This window comes from Pseudomonas sp. ADAK2 TE3594, assembly GCF_053628675.1.
The window spans coordinates 6,209,261-6,226,373 of sequence record NZ_JBRJGV010000001.1; the positions used below are offsets into that span (position 1 = coordinate 6,209,261).

The 17,113-nt window shown below is 58.2% G+C and carries 15 protein-coding genes; 8 read left to right on the forward strand and 7 right to left on the reverse strand.

From position 1 onward, the window contains the following. The 3 genes from pgaB to pgaD are packed head-to-tail and all read left to right on the forward strand — an operon-like array spanning window position 1 to window position 3,879. Window positions 1–1,998 (forward strand): poly-beta-1,6-N-acetyl-D-glucosamine N-deacetylase PgaB, encoded by a 1,998-nt coding sequence (gene pgaB, locus AB7M22_RS27935; protein ID WP_454188417.1) that lies wholly within the window; start codon window positions 1–3, stop codon window positions 1,996–1,998. 1 nt (window position 1,999) lies between these two features. Continuing rightward, a complete protein-coding gene (gene pgaC, locus AB7M22_RS27940; protein WP_454188418.1) occupies window positions 2,000–3,355 on the forward strand; it encodes a poly-beta-1,6-N-acetyl-D-glucosamine synthase in 1,356 nt (451 codons plus the stop codon). After that, window positions 3,352–3,879: a poly-beta-1,6-N-acetyl-D-glucosamine biosynthesis protein PgaD gene (gene pgaD / locus AB7M22_RS27945; RefSeq protein ID WP_008009550.1), complete on the forward strand. Its 528-nt coding sequence runs from the start codon at window positions 3,352–3,354 to the stop codon at window positions 3,877–3,879. The genes pgaC and pgaD overlap by 4 nt, the downstream gene beginning before the upstream one ends. A gap of 172 nt (window positions 3,880–4,051) precedes the next feature. On the opposite strand, the gene AB7M22_RS27950 is transcribed toward pgaD, so the two are convergent. Beyond that, a complete protein-coding gene (locus tag AB7M22_RS27950) occupies window positions 4,052–5,581 on the reverse strand; it encodes an FAD-dependent oxidoreductase (protein ID WP_454188419.1) in 1,530 nt (509 codons plus the stop codon). Between the two features lie 138 nt (window positions 5,582–5,719). Here AB7M22_RS27950 and AB7M22_RS27955 point away from each other — a divergent pair, with 138 nt between their 5' ends. From AB7M22_RS27955 to AB7M22_RS27975, 5 genes are all read left to right on the forward strand, one after another. Beyond that, the gene (locus AB7M22_RS27955) at window positions 5,720–6,280 is read left to right on the forward strand and encodes a YbhB/YbcL family Raf kinase inhibitor-like protein (protein WP_454188420.1); all 561 of its coding nucleotides are present in this window, start codon (window positions 5,720–5,722) and stop codon (window positions 6,278–6,280) included. 88 nt (window positions 6,281–6,368) lie between these two features. After that, entirely contained in the window at window positions 6,369–8,105 is a 1,737-nt protein-coding gene (locus AB7M22_RS27960; protein ID WP_454188421.1) for a vWA domain-containing protein, read from the forward strand. 17 nt (window positions 8,106–8,122) lie between these two features. Then, entirely contained in the window at window positions 8,123–8,704 is a 582-nt protein-coding gene (locus AB7M22_RS27965) for an RNA polymerase sigma factor (protein ID WP_008009559.1), read from the forward strand. After that, window positions 8,701–9,339: a hypothetical protein gene (locus AB7M22_RS27970; protein ID WP_454188422.1), complete on the forward strand. Its 639-nt coding sequence runs from the start codon at window positions 8,701–8,703 to the stop codon at window positions 9,337–9,339. Before AB7M22_RS27965 ends, AB7M22_RS27970 begins: the two co-directional genes overlap by 4 nt. Window positions 9,340–9,360: 21 nt before the next feature. Further along, window positions 9,361–9,627 carry a hypothetical protein gene (locus AB7M22_RS27975; protein ID WP_454188423.1) on the forward strand — a complete coding sequence of 89 codons (267 nt, stop codon included), beginning with the start codon at window positions 9,361–9,363 and terminating at the stop codon, window positions 9,625–9,627. 128 nt (window positions 9,628–9,755) lie between these two features. On the opposite strand, the gene AB7M22_RS27980 is transcribed toward AB7M22_RS27975, so the two are convergent. From AB7M22_RS27980 to AB7M22_RS28005, 6 genes are all read right to left on the reverse strand, one after another. Continuing rightward, window positions 9,756–11,738 carry an aconitase family protein gene (locus AB7M22_RS27980; RefSeq protein ID WP_454188424.1) on the reverse strand — a complete coding sequence of 661 codons (1,983 nt, stop codon included), beginning with the start codon at window positions 11,736–11,738 and terminating at the stop codon, window positions 9,756–9,758. A gap of 33 nt (window positions 11,739–11,771) precedes the next feature. After that, window positions 11,772–12,197 carry a cupin domain-containing protein gene (locus tag AB7M22_RS27985; protein ID WP_454188425.1) on the reverse strand — a complete coding sequence of 142 codons (426 nt, stop codon included), beginning with the start codon at window positions 12,195–12,197 and terminating at the stop codon, window positions 11,772–11,774. Window positions 12,198–12,210: 13 nt separating this feature from the next. Then, a complete protein-coding gene (locus AB7M22_RS27990; protein ID WP_454188426.1) occupies window positions 12,211–12,801 on the reverse strand; it encodes a cysteine hydrolase family protein in 591 nt (196 codons plus the stop codon). A gap of 27 nt (window positions 12,802–12,828) precedes the next feature. Further along, complete coding sequence (locus AB7M22_RS27995) at window positions 12,829–14,733, reverse strand: FAD/NAD(P)-binding protein (protein WP_454188427.1); 1,905 nt, start codon at window positions 14,731–14,733, stop codon at window positions 12,829–12,831. A gap of 46 nt (window positions 14,734–14,779) precedes the next feature. After that, window positions 14,780–15,955, reverse strand: coding sequence for a pyridoxal phosphate-dependent aminotransferase (locus AB7M22_RS28000; protein ID WP_454188428.1), 1,176 nt, complete (start codon window positions 15,953–15,955; stop codon window positions 14,780–14,782). Window positions 15,956–16,024: 69 nt separating this feature from the next. Next, complete coding sequence (locus AB7M22_RS28005; RefSeq protein WP_454188429.1) at window positions 16,025–17,026, reverse strand: taurine catabolism dioxygenase TauD; 1,002 nt, start codon at window positions 17,024–17,026, stop codon at window positions 16,025–16,027. Window positions 17,027–17,113 lie beyond the last annotated feature (87 nt).

Consider the following 17,113-nt stretch of genomic DNA (forward strand, 5'->3'; position numbering starts at 1 on the left):
ATGCCTTTTATTTCGCGTTTCATCCTTCTGCTGGGAGCGCTGTTGATCAGCGCCTGCGCCCAGCAAGCTCCGGCCTTCGCACCGCCGTCCGAACGCCCTGTGTCGGCCAATGAAAAGCCGTGGCCGAAAAACCACGTGCTCGGGATCGCTTACCACGATGTCGAAGACCGTGACCCCGATCAGGCGGTAGTGGCCGTGCGCACCGAGCGTCTGCTCGAGCAACTGGCGTGGCTGCGGGAGAACAACTACAAGCCGGTCACCATCGACCAGATCATGGCCGCTCGCAACGGTGGCCCCGAGCTACCGCCACGGGCGATCGTGCTGAGTTTCGACGACGGTTATTCGAGCTTCTACACCCGTGTGTTGCCAGTACTGCGCGCCTATAACTGGCATGCCTTGCTGGCGCCGGTCGGGGTGTGGATCGATACGCCGCTGAATCAGCCGGTGGATTTCGCCGGTACACCGCGCAAGCGTTCGGACTTCTTGACCTGGGAGCAGATCCGCGAGATTTCCCGGTCCGGCCTGGTGGAAATCGCCGCCCACACCGATGCCAGCCACAAAGGCGTGTTGGCCAACCCGCAAGGCAACCTGCAACCGGCTGCCGCAACCCGGCGCTATGACGCTGCTACCGGTCGCTATGAAACCGAAGCGCAATTCCAGGCCCGGATGCGCGCCGACGTGGCGGCCATCTCGGAGAAGATCCGCAAGGTCACCGGTTACAAACCGCGTGTCTGGGTCTGGCCATACGGCGCGGCGGACGGCACCTCGCTGCAGGTGGTCAACGAACAGGGTTATCAGATGGCCCTGACTCTGGAAGACGGCCTTGATGCCCTCGACAACCTGATGAGCAGCCCGCGCTTTTTGGTGGCCTCGGACCCGGATGGCGAACACTTCGCCAACAGCATCGTCTCGGTGCAGACCGAATCGCCGATGCGCGTGGTGCATGTGGACCTGGACAACGTCTACGACGCGGACCCGGCCCAACAGGAAATCAACCTCGGCAAACTGATCCAGCGCATGGCCGACATGGGCGCCAACACGGTGTTCCTGCAAGCCTTCGCCGACCCTGCGGGCGATGGCCTGGTGCACTCGCTGTACTTCCCCAACCGTCATTTGCCGGTGCGCGCCGACATCTTCGACCGCGTGGCCTGGCAATTGCGCACTCGGGCTCACGTAAAAGTCTTCGCGTGGATGCCGGTGTTGAGCTTTGCCCTGGATTCGAAGCTGCCGCGAGTCACTCGCTGGGACCCGAAAACCGGGGCCACCTTGATCGATCCGGACCAGTACAAGCGCTTGTCGCCATTCGATCCGAATGTGCGGCGCGTTATCGGTGAAATCTACGAAGACATGGCGCGCCTGACCTCGGTCGACGGCATCCTCTATCACGATGATGCTGTGCTGTCGGACTTCGAAGACGCCGGCCCTGAAGCCCTGAAGGTTTATGCCGCCAACGGTCTGCCCGGTTCGATTGCCAGCCTGCGTGCGGATCCGGCCACCCTGCAACGCTGGACGCGATTCAAGAGCCGCTACCTGATCGATTTCACTCACGAACTGACCGCCAAGGTCCGTGCCATTCGCGGCCCGCAAGTGCAGACAGCGCGCAATATTTTCGCCGAGCCAATGCTCAACCCCGAGAGCGAAGCCTGGTTCGCGCAGAACCTCGATGACTTCCTGGGCGCCTACGACTGGACGGCGCCGATGGCCATGCCACTCATGGAAAAACAGAGCCGCAAACAATCCGGCCCCTGGCTCGAAACGCTGGTGGCAACGGTGAAATCGCGCCCCGGCGCACTCGAGCGCACGGTGTTCGAATTGCAGGCCCGTGACTGGACGAAAAACGCCGACGCCGACATCGACGGCGAACAGTTGGCTGACTGGATGGGCCGCCTCAAGCGTCAGGGCGCCACCAGTTTTGGCTACTACCCGGACAACTTCCTCGAGAACCAGCCGGACTTGAAAACCGTGCGGCCCGCGCTCTCCAACAAGTGGAATCCATAACATGCTGGACAGACTTTTAGCCCTGCTGGTTCTGGCGATCGTCCTTGGGGTTCCCCTCGGGCTGATCTTTCTGCTCACCGGGCAATTCCTGATGGACTTCGTGTTCTTCTATCCACTGTTCATGTCGGGACTGTGGATCGCCGGCGGCTTGTATTTCTGGCTGCACTGGGAGCGGCACTGGCCGTGGCAGGACGATACTTTGCCGCCACCGCTGGCCGGCGAACCGCTGATCTCGATCCTGATCCCTTGCTACAACGAAGGCGACAACGCGGCCGATACCATCCATGCGGCGCTGGCCCAGCATTACCCGAACATCGAAGTGATCGCGATCAACGACGGCTCCAAGGACAACACCGCCGCGGTGCTCGATGCACTGGCGGCGCAGGATCCGCGTCTGCGGGTGCTGCACCTGGCGGAGAATCAGGGCAAGGCCGTGGCCCTGCGCATGGGCGCCATCGCGGCGCGCAGCGAGTATCTGGTGTGCATCGACGGTGACGCGCTGCTGGCGCCGAACACCGCGGCGTATCTGGTGGCGCCGATGCTCGACAATGCGCGACTGGGCGCCGTGACCGGCAACCCGCGAATCCGCACCCGTTCGACTTTGATCGGCCGCGTGCAGGTCGGCGAGTTCTCGTCGATCATCGGCCTGATCAAGCGCACCCAACGGGTGTTCGGGCGGATCTTTACCGTCTCCGGGGTGATCGTCGCCTTCCGCCGTACGGCGCTGAACCGGGTCGGCTACTGGAGCCCGGACATGATCACCGAAGACATCGACATCAGTTGGAAGCTGCAACTGGATCACTGGAGCATTTTCTACGAGCCCCGCGCGTTGTGCTGGATTCTGATGCCGGAAACCCTCGGTGGCCTGTGGAAGCAGCGTCTGCGCTGGGCCCAGGGCGGCGCCGAGGTGCTGTTCAAGAACATCCGTGGCATCTGGCAATACCGCCATCGTTACCTCTGGCCGCTGTTGTTCGAATATTGCCTGTCCACTGGTTGGGCCTTCACGTTCCTGCTGTCGGTGATTTTCTGGGGCGTCGGCAAATTCGTTGAAATGCCGGCAGCCATTGCCGTCGATCACCTGATGCCTCCGGCCTTTACCGGGCTGCTGTTGGCAGTGGTCTGCCTGGTGCAATTCGCGGTCAGCATCCTGATCGACCGCCGTTATGAAAAGGGCCTCGGCAAGACCATGTTCTGGGTGGTCTGGTATCCGCTGGTGTTCTGGTTCATCAGCTTGCTCACCACCTTGGTCAGCTTCCCCAAAGTACTGTTCGGCCAACATCAGAAGCGCGCGCGCTGGGTCAGTCCGGACCGGGGCATCAAACCGCTGAATGATGATGAAGAGGAGGTCATCAAATGAAAATCATCAGAACCCGGCAGCGGCCCTTTCTGGTCGTGATCGATGTTTTTCTCACCGTGCTCGCCTGGGTCGGTCTGCTGTATTTACTGGCGCGGGGTGTGTGGCCGTTGTTCGATACCCATGACGGCCCGCGCATCGATGCGTCATTTTTCGACGCCCTCGGCACGCTGCAGATTTACCTGTGGGTGGCGTTGTTGAACGCGGTGATCCTGATCTCGTGGGCGCGTTATCAACAGCGCAAAAGCAAGAGCTTCGCCCAGCGCCGTTTGCCGGCGCCGGTGGTGGATGATCAGGGGCTCAGCAAAAGCTTCAAGCTGAGCGGCGACCGGCTGGCGAAACTGCGTACGCCGGGCTCGATGACCATTCATAACGATCAGGATGGCGATGTCAGCCATGTCGTTACGCACTTCTTCCCGGTCGACCCGGCTGACCTGCCGCCGCCCTTGGCGCCGCTGGAGCATCCGCTGGTGATCCGCCTGTCAGCCGAAGATGACGACAACCGCGAGCCAATGAGCCACGTCTAGATTGCATTCCCTGTGGCGAGGGGGCTTGCCCCCGTTTGAGTGCGTAGCACTCACAAGATCGTTGGTAAATTAGAGATTTTGCGTCTGCTGCGCAGACGAACGGGGGCAAGCCCCCTCGCCACAGGTTTGCGCCTTGCCCCAGAGGTTTACGTGATTGGCGGGGGAACAGCCGTCAACTCATGTCCCGAACCAAGCGCCACGCCTCATCCACCGACAACGGCTGTTTCATCCGTTCAGCGAGCATCGCCATCGCCCGCTCTTCATCGCAGGCGACGGCTGCCGCCACCACACCGTTCTTGCCGAACAGGCCAATAAACGGTGGATGGTCAGGATCACCCTTGAACTCAACCTCGTCCCAAGCCTGGGCGTGACCGAGGTAGTCGTAGTTTTTGCCGAAGTGCCAGGTCCAGAAATACGGTACGTCGAGGTAGCGTTCGTCGCCGCCGAGCATATTCGTCGCTGCAATCCGCGCCTGTTGCTGGGCCAGGCGCCAATGCTCGATCCGTTGGGGCTGGCCGTTGAGCGGGAAGGTCGCGATGTCGCCGACGGCCCAGAGCCCGTCGGTCACGCGCATCCCGCCGTCGACCTTCAACGACAGATCCTTTTCCTTGGGCAAATCGGCAAACGGGGTCGTTGCCGGGGTGACGCCAATGCCGACCAGCACCAGATCCGCCGGCAAGCGCTGACCATTGTCCAACAGCACCGCTTCGACTTTGCCTGCGCCTTCGATCCGGGCCACTTCGCCATCGGTATGAAACACCACGCCGTTGGCCTCGTGCAGGGCACGAATCGCTTTGCCGACGGCATCGCCGAAGTGCGCCTCGAACGGGATGGCATGGCGGGCCAGGACAGTGACATCCAGGCCGTACTGACGCAGGGATGAAGCGGATTCCAGAGCAATGAAACTGTCGCCAACGATCACTGCCCGTTGACCGGGTTTTGCACTCGTCAGAATCCGCTGCGCCTGCGCCTTCGAGCGCAGCACGAATACCTGCGGCAGATCGGCGCCAGGCAGCGACAGGGTTTTGGGGATGCCGCCGGTGGCAATCACGGCGGCGTCATAGCTCAACGATTGACCATCGGCCAGGCGCAGAGTCCGATCCGATGCATCCAGGCCCATCACATCGCTGTTTATCCGTTCGATGCGCTGTTCTTGATAAAAATTTTCATCGCGCAGAGGTGGCACTTCGTCCGGCGGCATCTCGCCTGCAATCACGAATTTGCTCAACACTGTACGGTCGTAGCCGGCCTCGGGCTCACGGTCGATCAGCAATACCCGGCCGCCGAAGCCTTTCTCCCGTAGCGCTGCGGCACAAGCCGTACCGGCGGCACCGGCGCCGATGATGACAAAGGTGCGCTTATCATCAGCCGGCGGTGTGCTGGCGGTGGGCATCGGCTGGTCGTCGACCCAGACCTCATCGTCGCGGATTTCCAGCGGGTAGCGTCGCAGACTGTCCAGGGACGGCGGCTCGCACAACGCACCGTCTTCGAGCCGGTAAGCCGCCTTGTGCCATGGGCAGATCAGCCGTCCCTCACACAGCGCACCTTTGGCCAACGGTGCCCCGGCGTGGGGACATTTGCCTTGATAGGCGCGCAATTGATCGCCGACCCGCAGCAAGACGATTTTTGTCTTATCGATCCGGACTTCAAGGCCACGGTCTTGGGGCACATCGGCGAAACGGGCGACGCGGTGCAGTGCCATGATCGCTCTCCAGGCAGGTGCTTCACTTAGGAGTTTGGCGCTTATTCCCAGGTTCAGCCAATTCTGCTGCCACCGCGCGAACGGTCCGGCTATAGTTTGCGAGCCGACGACGGCCCCACCCGCACAAGGTGCTCCGGTATGACCCGATTGACCTCTTTGAACCCTTGGCTGGCGGCCGTTGCAGTCGCCCTTTGCGTGCAGTTTCCGGCGCAGGCCCAGGAGCGTTTCACCCTCAGCATTCCCGGTGTTTCGGACAATCGCCTGTTCACGGTGGCGGAGGCCAGCGATGCCAGCGGTTGCGGCGGCAAGAACCTGTCCCCGGCCCTGAGCTGGAACGCCGGCCCCCCGGGCACCCTCAGCTACGCCATCGTCATGCACGACCCCGACGGCCAGAAAGGCCAGGGTGTCGATCACTGGATTCGTTACGGCATCAAGGCCACGACGCGCCAGATCCCGGCCGGCGTTGGCACCAAATCCACCCTCGAAGGCGTGGGCGGCACCAATATCAAAGGCACCACCACCTACATTGGTCCTTGCCCGCCCGTCGGCGACAGCTCCCATCACTACATCATTCAGCTTTACGCCCTGGACCTGGCGCCAGAAGCCTTGCCCGCCGGCCTGACCCGCGCGCAGCTGCTGGAACAGATCAAAGGCCATGTGCTGAAAAACAGCAGCGTGGTGCGGCGTTATCACCGCTGAAAGATATTTCACTTCGGCTTAACCCGAACTGATCGGGCTGTCCGTCTCAGAGGATGAATGAGTCAATTTCCTCCTGAGGTCAGCCCCCATGTCCCTCCCTCTGCATTTCCTCCGCCCGGCCGCCCAGGGTTTCGCCGCCGGGTTGTTGCTGGCCGTTGCCGGTTGCGGCGTTTCATCCACGCCAGACTCTAAGACGAACAGCCCGGCAGCGGTTGTGCCTCCGGCTCAAAGTGAACCGAAAACTGAAGCCTTGGTGCATCGCGAAGCAGTCATGGCGGACACCTCGATGGCCAAGAGCAACGCGCGACCGGCACCGTCGGTCGCGTTCGCGCCCATGTCGGCCGGTGAAGCTTATCCACAGGGCTATCGGGATGAGCAGCGGGAGCAATATCAGGCGCTGGCGGATAACCCGATCCACAGCGTGGCCGAAGCACCAGTCTCGACCTTCAGTGCCGATGTCGACACCGGCGCTTACGCCAACGTCCGGCGCTTGCTCAATCAGGGGCGTTTGCCTCCCGAAGGGGCGGTGCGCCTGGAAGAAATGGTCAATTACTTCCCCTACGACTACGCCTTGCCCACCGATGGCTCGCCGTTCGGCGTGACCACCGAGCTGGCGCCGTCACCCTGGAACCCGCATACCCGCTTGCTGCGTATCGGCATCAAGGCATCCGATCGCGCGGTGGCGGAACTGGCCCCGGCGAACCTGGTGTTTCTGGTGGACGTGTCCGGTTCCATGGACCGCCGCGAAGGCTTGCCCATGGTCAAAAGCACACTGAAATTGCTGGTCGATCAACTGCGCGAGCAGGACCGGGTTTCGCTGGTGGTGTATGCCGGAGAATCTCGCGTGGTGCTGGAGCCGACTTCCGGACGGGAAAAAGCGAAAATTCGTACCGCCATCGATCAATTGACTGCGGGCGGCTCGACCGCCGGCGCGTCGGGTATCGAACTGGCTTATCAAATGGCGCAACAGGCGTTTATCCCCAAAGGCATCAACCGCATCCTGCTGGCCACCGACGGTGACTTCAACGTCGGCATCAGCGACTTCGACAGCCTCAAGCAAATGGCTGTGGATAAACGCAAGACTGGCGTGTCCCTGACCACCCTGGGTTTTGGTGTGGATAACTACAATGAACACCTGATGGAACAACTGGCCGACGCTGGTGACGGCAACTACGCCTACATCGACAACCTGCGCGAGGCGCGCAAAGTGCTGGTGGACCAGCTCGGTTCGACTTTGGCGGTGGTGGCGAAGAATGTGAAGCTGCAGGTGGAGTTCAATCCGGCGCAGGTCAGCGAATATCGGCTGTTGGGTTATGAGAATCGCGCCTTGAAGCGTGAGGATTTCAGCAACGACAAAGTCGACGCCGGAGAAATCGGCGCAGGGCATACGGTGACAGCGCTGTATGAAATTGTGCCCAAGGGTGAGAAGGGCTGGCTGGAACCGTTGCGCTATGGCAATGCTGCGGCCGATGTTTCCGCAAAGACCGGGGAATTAGCGATGTTGCGAGTGCGCTATCAGTTGCCGGAAGGTGGGAATAGTCGCTTGATCGAGCGGCCAATCCTGAAGGGTGAGGCCGGCAAACTCTCGGCCGCCAGCGATGACCTGCGCTTTGCCGCCGCCGTCGCTGCCTTTTCCCAACAACTCAAGGACGGGCGTTACACCGGTGATTTCAGCCTCAAGGACACCGAAGCCCTGGCCCGTGGCGCACGAGGCGATGATCAATTCGGCCTGCGCAGTGAATTCGTGCAATTGGTGGAGTTGGCGCAGAGCCTGCGAACCCCGACGGCCTCGAATCAACAGCCCAATGACAACCGGATAGAGTGAAAGAGGCCAGCACTGACATGTCCGACTCTGAAATCAGCTCAGCCGCCGGCAGCGACGAATCGCTGCTGGCGCGCTACCGCTCGGGCGACGGGCCGGCGTTCGAAGTTTTGTACGCCCGCCATCGCCAGGGCCTTTATCGATTCCTCCTCGGACTCAGCGGCAAGCCCGAACTGGCCGAAGAGGTGTACCAGGAAACCTGGCTGAGCCTGATCCGCAGCACCAGTCAGCCACAAGGCCGGGCGAACTTTCGTACCTGGCTCTACCAGATTGCCCGCAACCGACTGATCGATCACTGGCGCAAACACGGAATCCACAACCCCTTGCACGACAGCTATGACGAGCAAACCCATGCACTGATCGATGACGCGGCCGACCCCGAACAACTGCTGAGCCTGAGCCGCGACGGTCAACGCCTCGAAACCGCCCTGCAAACCCTGCCCGCCGACCAGCGCGAAGTGTTCCTGCTGCGCGCCCACGGCGACCTCGACCTGCCGCAGATCGCCACCCTTACCGAAACACCGCTGGAAACCGTTAAAAGCCGCTTGCGCTACGCCCAGCAAAAACTGCGTCGGCTGCTGGCCGAGGAGGTACTGACATGACTGACGTCCGACAAACACCGCCATCGCCCGACGATGAAGTGCTCAAGCATTTTCGCGATCACAGCAGCGGCGAACCACCGGCGCATCTCGACGCCTTCATCCTCGCCACGGCCCATCGCGAAGCTCCCGCGCCGAAGCCGAACCTGTGGCAACGCTGGCTTCGCGCTTGCCAGCAACCCCGTTGGCAAGTGGCATTCGCCAGCCTCGTTGGCGTGGCCCTGATGCTTGCGCTGGTGCAGCGCACGCCGGAGCAACTGCCGAGTTATGACTTCGCCCCCGCGCCCAAAACGTCCGCACCGCTCTCCAAACAGGAAGCGGCTGAAGTGGATGAACCCGTTGCTCGCTCCCAGGCTGCACCGGCCGGCGCAATGTCCATGCCTGCACCGGCTGCGCCAATGGCGGAGTTTTCTACACCGATGCAACGAGAGTCGATCAATAGCGAAATGGCTGACGAAGCAAAACTCAGCAAACGCGCCTCCGCGCCGGCCAAGTCATTGGATGATCAATTACGTGAAGTGATACGCCTGCAAGACGCCGGTCAGACCCAAGCCGCCGAGGCGCTGATGACGACACTGCACAAGCGCTTTCCCAAGGAAAACCTTGCGGCCCGACTCAAGGATTTGCAGAAGAAATGAAGTGAACAGCGGTCGGCAAATTTGGCATCGACACCCGAAAGCGCGCACTATCGACCCATAGCCGATGCGTTGGAGGATGCCGTGGCACAAAAAATCGACCGCATCGCCCAAATGCTCAACTGCCCGGTGAAGGGTGAGGAATTACGGCGAGCAGTGACTGAGAGTCGTAAGGAGTTTCTTCTGGCGAAGCAGGCAGAAGAAGCGCTTGAGGACGACGTCCTTGATGATGAAGTGGTCGAGGACGAAGAGGATGATGATTACGACGAGTTTGACTGGACGACAGAATGAAAAAACCGCTTTGGCGGTTTTTTGTATGTCTGATCCTGAAATAGGCTTGCGCCGCTTGCCCCCTGACGCCCGATGCAATGCCTCGGGCGTTTTGTCTCTATGAACGTGGGGGCCTTCTGTGCGAGCAGTCAGGCCTGGCAGGCTTCGGAGGCTCCGATGCTGTGGGAACAGTGCTGGGCCTGCAATGCGGCGAACGAGGTGATGTAACCCGCAATGGCACTGGCGACAACCGTCGGCGGACTGGCGAGCCAAACCTGACCCGGACCGGAGCGTCCCGGGAAGTTTCGGTTGATTGCGCTGACGGTTACTTGATCCTGGCTTGTCGATGAACCGGGTCCGCAGTTCGCACAGGCTCCGCATGCAGGCTGAAGCAATTGTGCACCAAAGGTTTCGAAGGCTGACAGATAGCCCTTCTGCTCACAGTAATCACGGACATCCACCGTACCGAACTGCAAGTAGAGCTTTACTTCAGGATGAAGCATCCGCCCGTTTTCGAGTGCCCAGCTGATCACCTCGAAATAGTGATCAAAGTCATCCCGCTTGCCGGCCGTGCATGAGCCACCGTAGGCGATATCGACACTGACCCGGTCTGTCAGGTCGGTGAGGCGCTGTCCATTGCCGGGGTCGCCCGGCGAGGCAATCATCGGAAGAATTTGATCGCAATCAAGCACTATCGTATCGGAGTAGGTCGCCTCTGGATCACTGGTCATCCACGACTCAAGAACCAGGTCGACGTTACGTCTTTCCTTGAGAAAGCGTACGGTCTCCTGATCGGGCACAACAATGCCGGTGAAACCACCCAGCTCTGCAGTCATATTGGTAAGTGTTGTTCGTTCATCGGTCGATAGAAACGCCAGGGCCGGGCCGCCGAACTCGAAGATTTTGCCGACGCCGTGACCCGCTTTAATACGGCTATCGGCTAAAAGGGCGAGCACCAGGTCTTTGGCGGTTACGCCGACAGATAACCGGCCGACCAACGAAATACGCAGGACCTGCGGATACACCGCCCTTACCGACCCGGTCATGAACGCATTGGCCATGTCGGTGGTGCCAACGCCAAACGCCAGGCATCCGAGCGCACCGCTGTGGGGGGTATGCGAATCAGTACCGACCACTACTTGCCCGGGCAGGGCATATTTCTCGGCCATCATCGCGTGGGAAATACCCTCGCTGCCTTCTTCCGATAGATAGCCGTGTGCGCTGAGTTGATGTTTTTCGACAAAGTCTCGATGGGCGCGGGACAAACCATCAAGTTCGCCGACAAGACTTTGTTGCAGGTGCGCCGGGCTGCGGCGCTTATAGGACAGGTGGTCCTCAAAGGCCAGGATCGATTCCGGTTGGTACAGATGGAAAGTTTCGCCGAACGCATCCTGAAGTAAATGGGCGCAAAGGCCGGTGTAGTATTCGTGAATAAAGCGCCAGTCGGCTTTCAATAAAATGCCCGCGCCGTGGCCGACGTGCTCTGCTCCCTGGGCCTTGATCAAATGACGATGAATGATTTTTTCAGCAAACGTCAGTGGTCCGGTTGGCGGAGTGTGCGGTTGATCCGCGGGCATTGCAGGCTCTTGACTTAAATGGTCACGGCCATAGTTAAGCAGCCCACCGCTATTCAGAATGGCCGTTGATAGCGAGTCTCTGTTGCCGATCAGTTCTTCCATCGAAAAGTCTTCGCCTGCCAGTAAACGCGGGACCAATGACAGGTCGGTAGACGTTAGCAGGCCGATGTTATCGGCATTTTGTCGGTAAATACGCTCGAAACTTTCGGCGATGACCAGACGGATTCCCGCTTTTTTTTCAGCCAGTGGGCTGTGCTCACGAGAAGAACCTTTCCCGTAGCGTTTGCCCGCCACTGTCACTTCAAAACACCTGGAAGCCACATCGTCCTTGCCGATAGGCTGCACCGGGCCCGTTTTGAGGCCGACATAAGGGTATGAACCCAGCCGGTCGTCAAAAAAGGCCAATACAGGAATTGGTGTTATTTCGTCCGTTGAAATGTCATCACGCAAGGGCATCGCATCGTCGAGCGTCAGTGCTTGCCCACCCAGCTGCTGTGACATTTTCAAAGGGTCGCTGCTCAGAAACAGCAACTTTCCGTTACGCTTGAAACGCATGATTGTTCACCCCAAAAGAGACAGCCGACGGTTTCAAATCAAGTGTCGACCGTCGTAGACGCTGTTGTCATACGCAGCGCTATTGGCTGCCAGGGCAGGTGCCGCGGTTATCGACGTTACGGCGCCTCCCCATGTTGCATAGATCAACGCGCCGTTGGAGGACTTCCAGGCATGGGTACTACCCGGCGGATAAATCACCAGATCACCCTTGAGGTAAATGCCGTTTTCATCTTCAAAATCCCCGTCCAGGATAAGAAAAGTTTCATGGCCGAGGTGATGATGGGATTCGGCACTGGCGCCCGCTTCGCAACGGATCAACGCAATACGCTGAGCGCTCTCTTTGCACTCGAAAAGCGTGTGAATGCTCGCGCCGCTGCGACCTAATTGCTGGTGAGCCACCCATTGGATCGAATCAGGCTCGGTGGAAGCGTTCAGTAGATTGAGAACTGTCGGGTTCATGGAAAAGAGCCTGTTATAGGGAAGAGGTAATGAAGTTAAGGGTCGAGCTGATGTTCGCCGTGCGCGATATTCTTTCTATCGCCGCCACGTGACGCTCTTGCGTAACCGCCGCACAGGCATCTTCGAGCACGGTAATGTCGAAATCCCGGTCATGCCCGTCGAGCGTGGTGGCGAGGATCACGTGTTCGGTCGAAACCCCCGTCAATACCAACTCTTCGATACCTTGGGTTCTGAGTATCAATTCAAGGTTGGTTTGATAAAACGGATTGACCCGGCTCTTGGCGATAACGATTTCGTCTTCGCGTGGACGCAGGTCTTCGTGTACTTGGGTGGACCAGGTGTTCAGCTTCAAAACCCCATGTTCTTTCGCCGGTGCAAACACCCTGGAGTGCTGAGGGAAGCCTTCGTAGCCGGCATTGAAGCCAACGACGATAAAGATAATCGGCAGGTGATTATTGCGTGCGTAGTTCAGGGCAGATGCGGCCTTTTCCATGACTCGACGCTCTTGAGTCTGTTGGTAATAGCCTTCACGAGCATAAACGCCTTCGGGATGGACAATTTCATTGATGAAGTCCATCACCAGCAGTGCTTTCTTTCCAGACATCATTCATTCCTTTAAATGAGGGTACGGTTACGCAACTTCAGTGATTTCGACAGGCGCATGGGCGTAGGCCAACTTCAAGACATCGGACGCCACGTAGTGCGCATCCTGGGCAAAATCTGTCCAAAAGCCTGGTCGGCTACTGCCGGCCTGCATGAACCAGCGGGTATGCTCGGAAGGGAGCCCCAGTACGTAGAGACCGCGGATAGGCTGGCCGGTGTTGTCGATCGGGTGATAAGGGCCGGGGGTGACGGCCACGCCGCCAGTGACAAAACTGTCGTGCTTGCCTTGATTGACGTAGTTGGTCCAGTACCCGCGCCGCAGCAGGTTTCTGGTCAGCGTCGACGGATCTCTCAGCAAATCTGGCGAAGGGATGCGCCCATCGATGACCACATCAATCAACTGCCTGGACTGGCTGACCCTGGGGGATTCGATGGTGAACTTCTTCTGCTCGATATCTTTGCCATAGACCGTTTCAGGCCCGACCAGGGTCAATACGCCTGCAGCGATCAGTGCCCGGATTTGTTCGGTCCGGTAAAGCGGAGGACCTGCCGTGAGGAACAGGCTCGTGGGGGCGTAATACTGCAAGAAGTCCTCTTGATGAGAACGGGGTGTAAGCCTTCCGAAATCCACCACACTTCTGATTAATGCACGGGTATCTCGAATCGTATCCAGGGCAGCTTTCATCGGATTGTCGACGTTGCCCTCGCGAGCGCTGCGCAAGTCTTCTTCCAGTACCTGGTCGAGCGCTTGAGCAAAGTCTGCAGGGCTGCTGAATGCTTTGGATCGAAATGGTCTGGCCAGACGGTCCAGGTCCAGGGCGGTTAGATCGGTCACACCGAAATGGCCTGCCTCGGCTGCAAGGGCCTCTAAAGAGAACAACTGCTGTTGCGCGACGCGACTCTTGAATTGCAGTTCGGATGCTGATCCTGCGTGTGCCCGTATGGCCGTCGCGAAGTAAACGATGTTGATTTCAACCAACAGCAGCGGGAGAACTTCGGCAGCAAAATCGATATGACCGCGTTTTTGTAACGTGTCGATTTTGGCTCGGGTGATGCAGACAGGTTGGTATTGAAAGTTAGGGCTTTTCTGGTTTCGGCCCCTGGCGGGGATCAGCATGCCGCTGCGAGACCCGGCGAACAGCTTGGGTTCCCGGTTTGATGGCGTATAGGAAGTGACACCGTTCACGACGCTGAACGTGCCTCCGCGACCGACAGTCAGTGCGGCGACGATGTCATGAAATGCCAGCCCCAGACCTACGATACCCACATGGTGGTGAGGTTTGATACGGGACAATGGCATGTCCGCAGCGGAATCGCCACGCAGGAACTCCAGTCCTGGAGTTTGTTGGGCGAAGTCCTGAAGATCCTTTTCCCAGCCGATTAATTCGGGGGTTGGATGTCCGGTCGCAATGACCACTTTGTCGACCTGCAGACACGACCCGCTGTCCAATTTCAGGGTGTGCATGTTTTCATCGATAACAAGGTCGACGACCACGGCAGGTACTCGCTGCAGCGAGATGTTCTGCGTGAAGCTGGCCTCAATGGTCGCCAATACGAATTGCATGTACTCACCATGTACCGCGCGAGGCGCATAAGCATTCGGACCGGGGTAGGCCGGATCTACGGCGCTCCACCACTGTGCCAGTGAAGGCCCGGCGCCAGGCCTGATGGGGCCGTCATCCAGCGGCCCGGAGAAGGAAGAGACCTCCTCGGCGACGGTGTTCATCACATAGTGACGTGGCTGATCGGTTCGCCACACTCGGCCGGTGCCCATTTGGGCGCTGTCGATCAGATAAACAATGACTTGCCTGACGGGGGCGTCCATGAGCATGAGTGCGGCGAGGCGCTCCAGCACAGACAGACCACGAGGACCGCTGCCAATGATAGCTATACGGTGCACAGGCGACGAAGGCGCGGCGTTTCGCAGAGGCATACTAACTCCTGTTTGTATGTGATGACGGATTGAAGGGCGCGGGCGATTAATTGAAGGCTTGATGAAAACGCCTGACAGCCTCGTCTATGGCTTCATCACTGCCGGCAAAAGACAGCCGGATATAACCTTCGCCCCCTTCACCAAACGCCGTGCCGGGCGTGACGGCAACTTTCGCGGTGCTGAGCAGCCAGCGAGTAAATGACAGGGAGTTTTCAAAGCCCAGGTCAGCAATGGAGGCAAATATATAAAGCGCGCCCTCAGGGGCTATGCACTTGATGCCGGCAATTTGTTCAAGGCCATCAATCAGCCTGTCGCGGCGTTTTTGATAGGCGGTCACCATATTGGCTATTTTATTTTGGCAACCGTTAAGTGCAGCAACGCCACCACGTTGAATAAAAGAACCCGCACAGCCGACGGTATGCTGATGAACTTTAAGCATCTCATTCGAAATACGTTCGGCACTGACGACATAACCCAGTCGCCAACCGGTCATCGCGTAGGCTTTGGAAAAGCCGCTGATGGTCACGGTGATGTCCTCGGCACCTTCGATGCTGGCAATGCTGATATGGCGGGCCTGGTCGTAGATAACCTTTTCATAGATTTCATCGGAAATAATGTACAGTCCGTGTTTCAACGCAACCTGTACCACCCCGGTGACTTCTTCGCGTGTCAGCACGCGGCCGGTAGGGTTGTTGGGGTTGTTGATCAGGATTGCTTTGGTGCGTGCAGTGATCGCTTGCTCCAAGACGCCAGGGTCAAGAATGAACCCTTTTTTGCCATCCAGTGGCACAGCCTTGACAGTCGCACCGGCCATGGCTGCCATTGCCTTGTAGCTCACCCAACTCGGCGTCGGGATGATGATTTCATCGCCTTCATCCAGCAATGTCATCAGTGTGATGAACAATGCGTGTTTCGCTGATGGCGTGATGATGATGTTTTTATCGGCGACGAGGTTGAGAGCGTGTTCGGTTTTATATTTTTGCGCGACGGCTTCCAACAGCGCCTTTGTGCCTCGGCTGGGCGTGTAATGAGTATCGCCGTCTGATAGCGCCTCAACGGCAGCATGTACTACATGATCGGGTGTCCTGAAGTCAGGTTCACCGCCGCCGAGATCGACGACATCTTCCCCCTGCTCTCGCAGGCTACGCACCATATCTAAAATGGCGTAAGTTTCCGAAAGTTCCAGGTTTTCAACCCGTTTGGAGAGTGCGCGTAGACGCATTTAAATCACCCTGACATCAAGTATTGGCATGGTCATGCTGGTAATGCGGTTATTGCTTTAATGGTGAAGTCAGTCGATGACACAGCCGGCCCGGTTAGTGGCCCAATAAGATTCGAAACTTTTGGCGGTGCTGGCGTCTTTAAAAGCATATGTCTTCAGGAGCCAGCGGGACGCGGCATTGTCAGGGTTCAGAATGTCGATCTTTTCCCGATTATGCAGACCGTCCTGATTGGCGAAGGTCAACAAGTCGCCGGTAAGAATACGGTGGCGCTTGCAGTGGGACCGAGTCATTGCATTTTTGAACGCAATGAAGGCATCTCGCGCTTCGATCGGAGCTTCTTCAGCAACACAGGTCATCGTGTCGAGGAATCGAATGGAATGAACATTACTCAGGATCGCGTGTTTCTCTGAGGTGCTGAGTTGTTTGTTCATGTCGCGTGAGAATACATCGAAAACTGTGTAGAAGTGTGGCTCGCGCAACCAGGAGATGTGCTCGGGCTCAAGGTTTTTTACGATGTCGGTACCGTCGATATAACCGGTATAAATCAGGTCGTCATCCGGGCAACGCATACCCAGGAGGGTGATGTAATCAGCCCTGACTTTATGTGCTGTCCGGTCATTATGAAAGACTAACTCACTGTCGCTGAACCCAGTAAGTTGCCCGCTGTATTTTTTGATCGCAATGACATCAGTAAAAAAATCACCCTGATTTCTTGTTTCATAGGACAACAGCGGAGTCCCCGTGAGTTGGGCAAACAGTTCAAGAAATCCTTCGCTTATAAACCTGGTTTTTTTGAAATGTTTATCACTGACTGGATCGTCTGGATCCAACTCGGGGATAACGCTGTCCATAGGGCAGTTGCGGATGACATGAATCTTTTGCTGATGGCGGGCGCGTTCATTACTGATGTCTTGACACACTTTCACAAAACGAGAGGGGACGAGGGGGTGCAGTTGTCGAATTTCTTCCGAGAAGTCGGCGTAATTTTTATAAGGCGATAGACGGGTTTGTTCAAGAAGGCTTAGCAGTTGAGCCTTCTCGTCGGGTTCAAAGGTAAATAGCGGGATCATGGGTTTCCTCCAATGGAAAGAGTTCAGTCCAGTTAAACGAAAGTTCAGGTAGTTAATGTGTGTGAGTCAACGCTCGACGCGTGCTAC

What these genes read in the sequence shown, in the direction of transcription:
- pgaB (WP_454188417.1), top strand. Translation starts at nt 1, where the DNA reads ATGCCTTTTATTTCGCGTTTCATCCTTCTGCTGGGAGCGCTGTTGATC.
- pgaC (WP_454188418.1), top strand. Translation starts at nt 2,000, where the DNA reads ATGCTGGACAGACTTTTAGCCCTGCTGGTTCTGGCGATCGTCCTTGGG.
- pgaD (WP_008009550.1), top strand. Translation starts at nt 3,352, where the DNA reads ATGAAAATCATCAGAACCCGGCAGCGGCCCTTTCTGGTCGTGATCGAT.
- AB7M22_RS27950 (WP_454188419.1), bottom strand. Translation starts at nt 5,581, where the DNA reads ATGGCACTGCACCGCGTCGCCCGTTTCGCCGATGTGCCCCAAGACCGT.
- AB7M22_RS27955 (WP_454188420.1), top strand. Translation starts at nt 5,720, where the DNA reads ATGACCCGATTGACCTCTTTGAACCCTTGGCTGGCGGCCGTTGCAGTC.
- AB7M22_RS27960 (WP_454188421.1), top strand. Translation starts at nt 6,369, where the DNA reads ATGTCCCTCCCTCTGCATTTCCTCCGCCCGGCCGCCCAGGGTTTCGCC.
- AB7M22_RS27965 (WP_008009559.1), top strand. Translation starts at nt 8,123, where the DNA reads ATGTCCGACTCTGAAATCAGCTCAGCCGCCGGCAGCGACGAATCGCTG.
- AB7M22_RS27970 (WP_454188422.1), top strand. Translation starts at nt 8,701, where the DNA reads ATGACTGACGTCCGACAAACACCGCCATCGCCCGACGATGAAGTGCTC.
- AB7M22_RS27980 (WP_454188424.1), bottom strand. Translation starts at nt 11,738, where the DNA reads ATGCGTTTCAAGCGTAACGGAAAGTTGCTGTTTCTGAGCAGCGACCCT.
- AB7M22_RS27985 (WP_454188425.1), bottom strand. Translation starts at nt 12,197, where the DNA reads ATGAACCCGACAGTTCTCAATCTACTGAACGCTTCCACCGAGCCTGAT.
- AB7M22_RS27990 (WP_454188426.1), bottom strand. Translation starts at nt 12,801, where the DNA reads ATGTCTGGAAAGAAAGCACTGCTGGTGATGGACTTCATCAATGAAATT.
- AB7M22_RS27995 (WP_454188427.1), bottom strand. Translation starts at nt 14,733, where the DNA reads ATGCCTCTGCGAAACGCCGCGCCTTCGTCGCCTGTGCACCGTATAGCT.
- AB7M22_RS28000 (WP_454188428.1), bottom strand. Translation starts at nt 15,955, where the DNA reads ATGCGTCTACGCGCACTCTCCAAACGGGTTGAAAACCTGGAACTTTCG.
- AB7M22_RS28005 (WP_454188429.1), bottom strand. Translation starts at nt 17,026, where the DNA reads ATGATCCCGCTATTTACCTTTGAACCCGACGAGAAGGCTCAACTGCTA.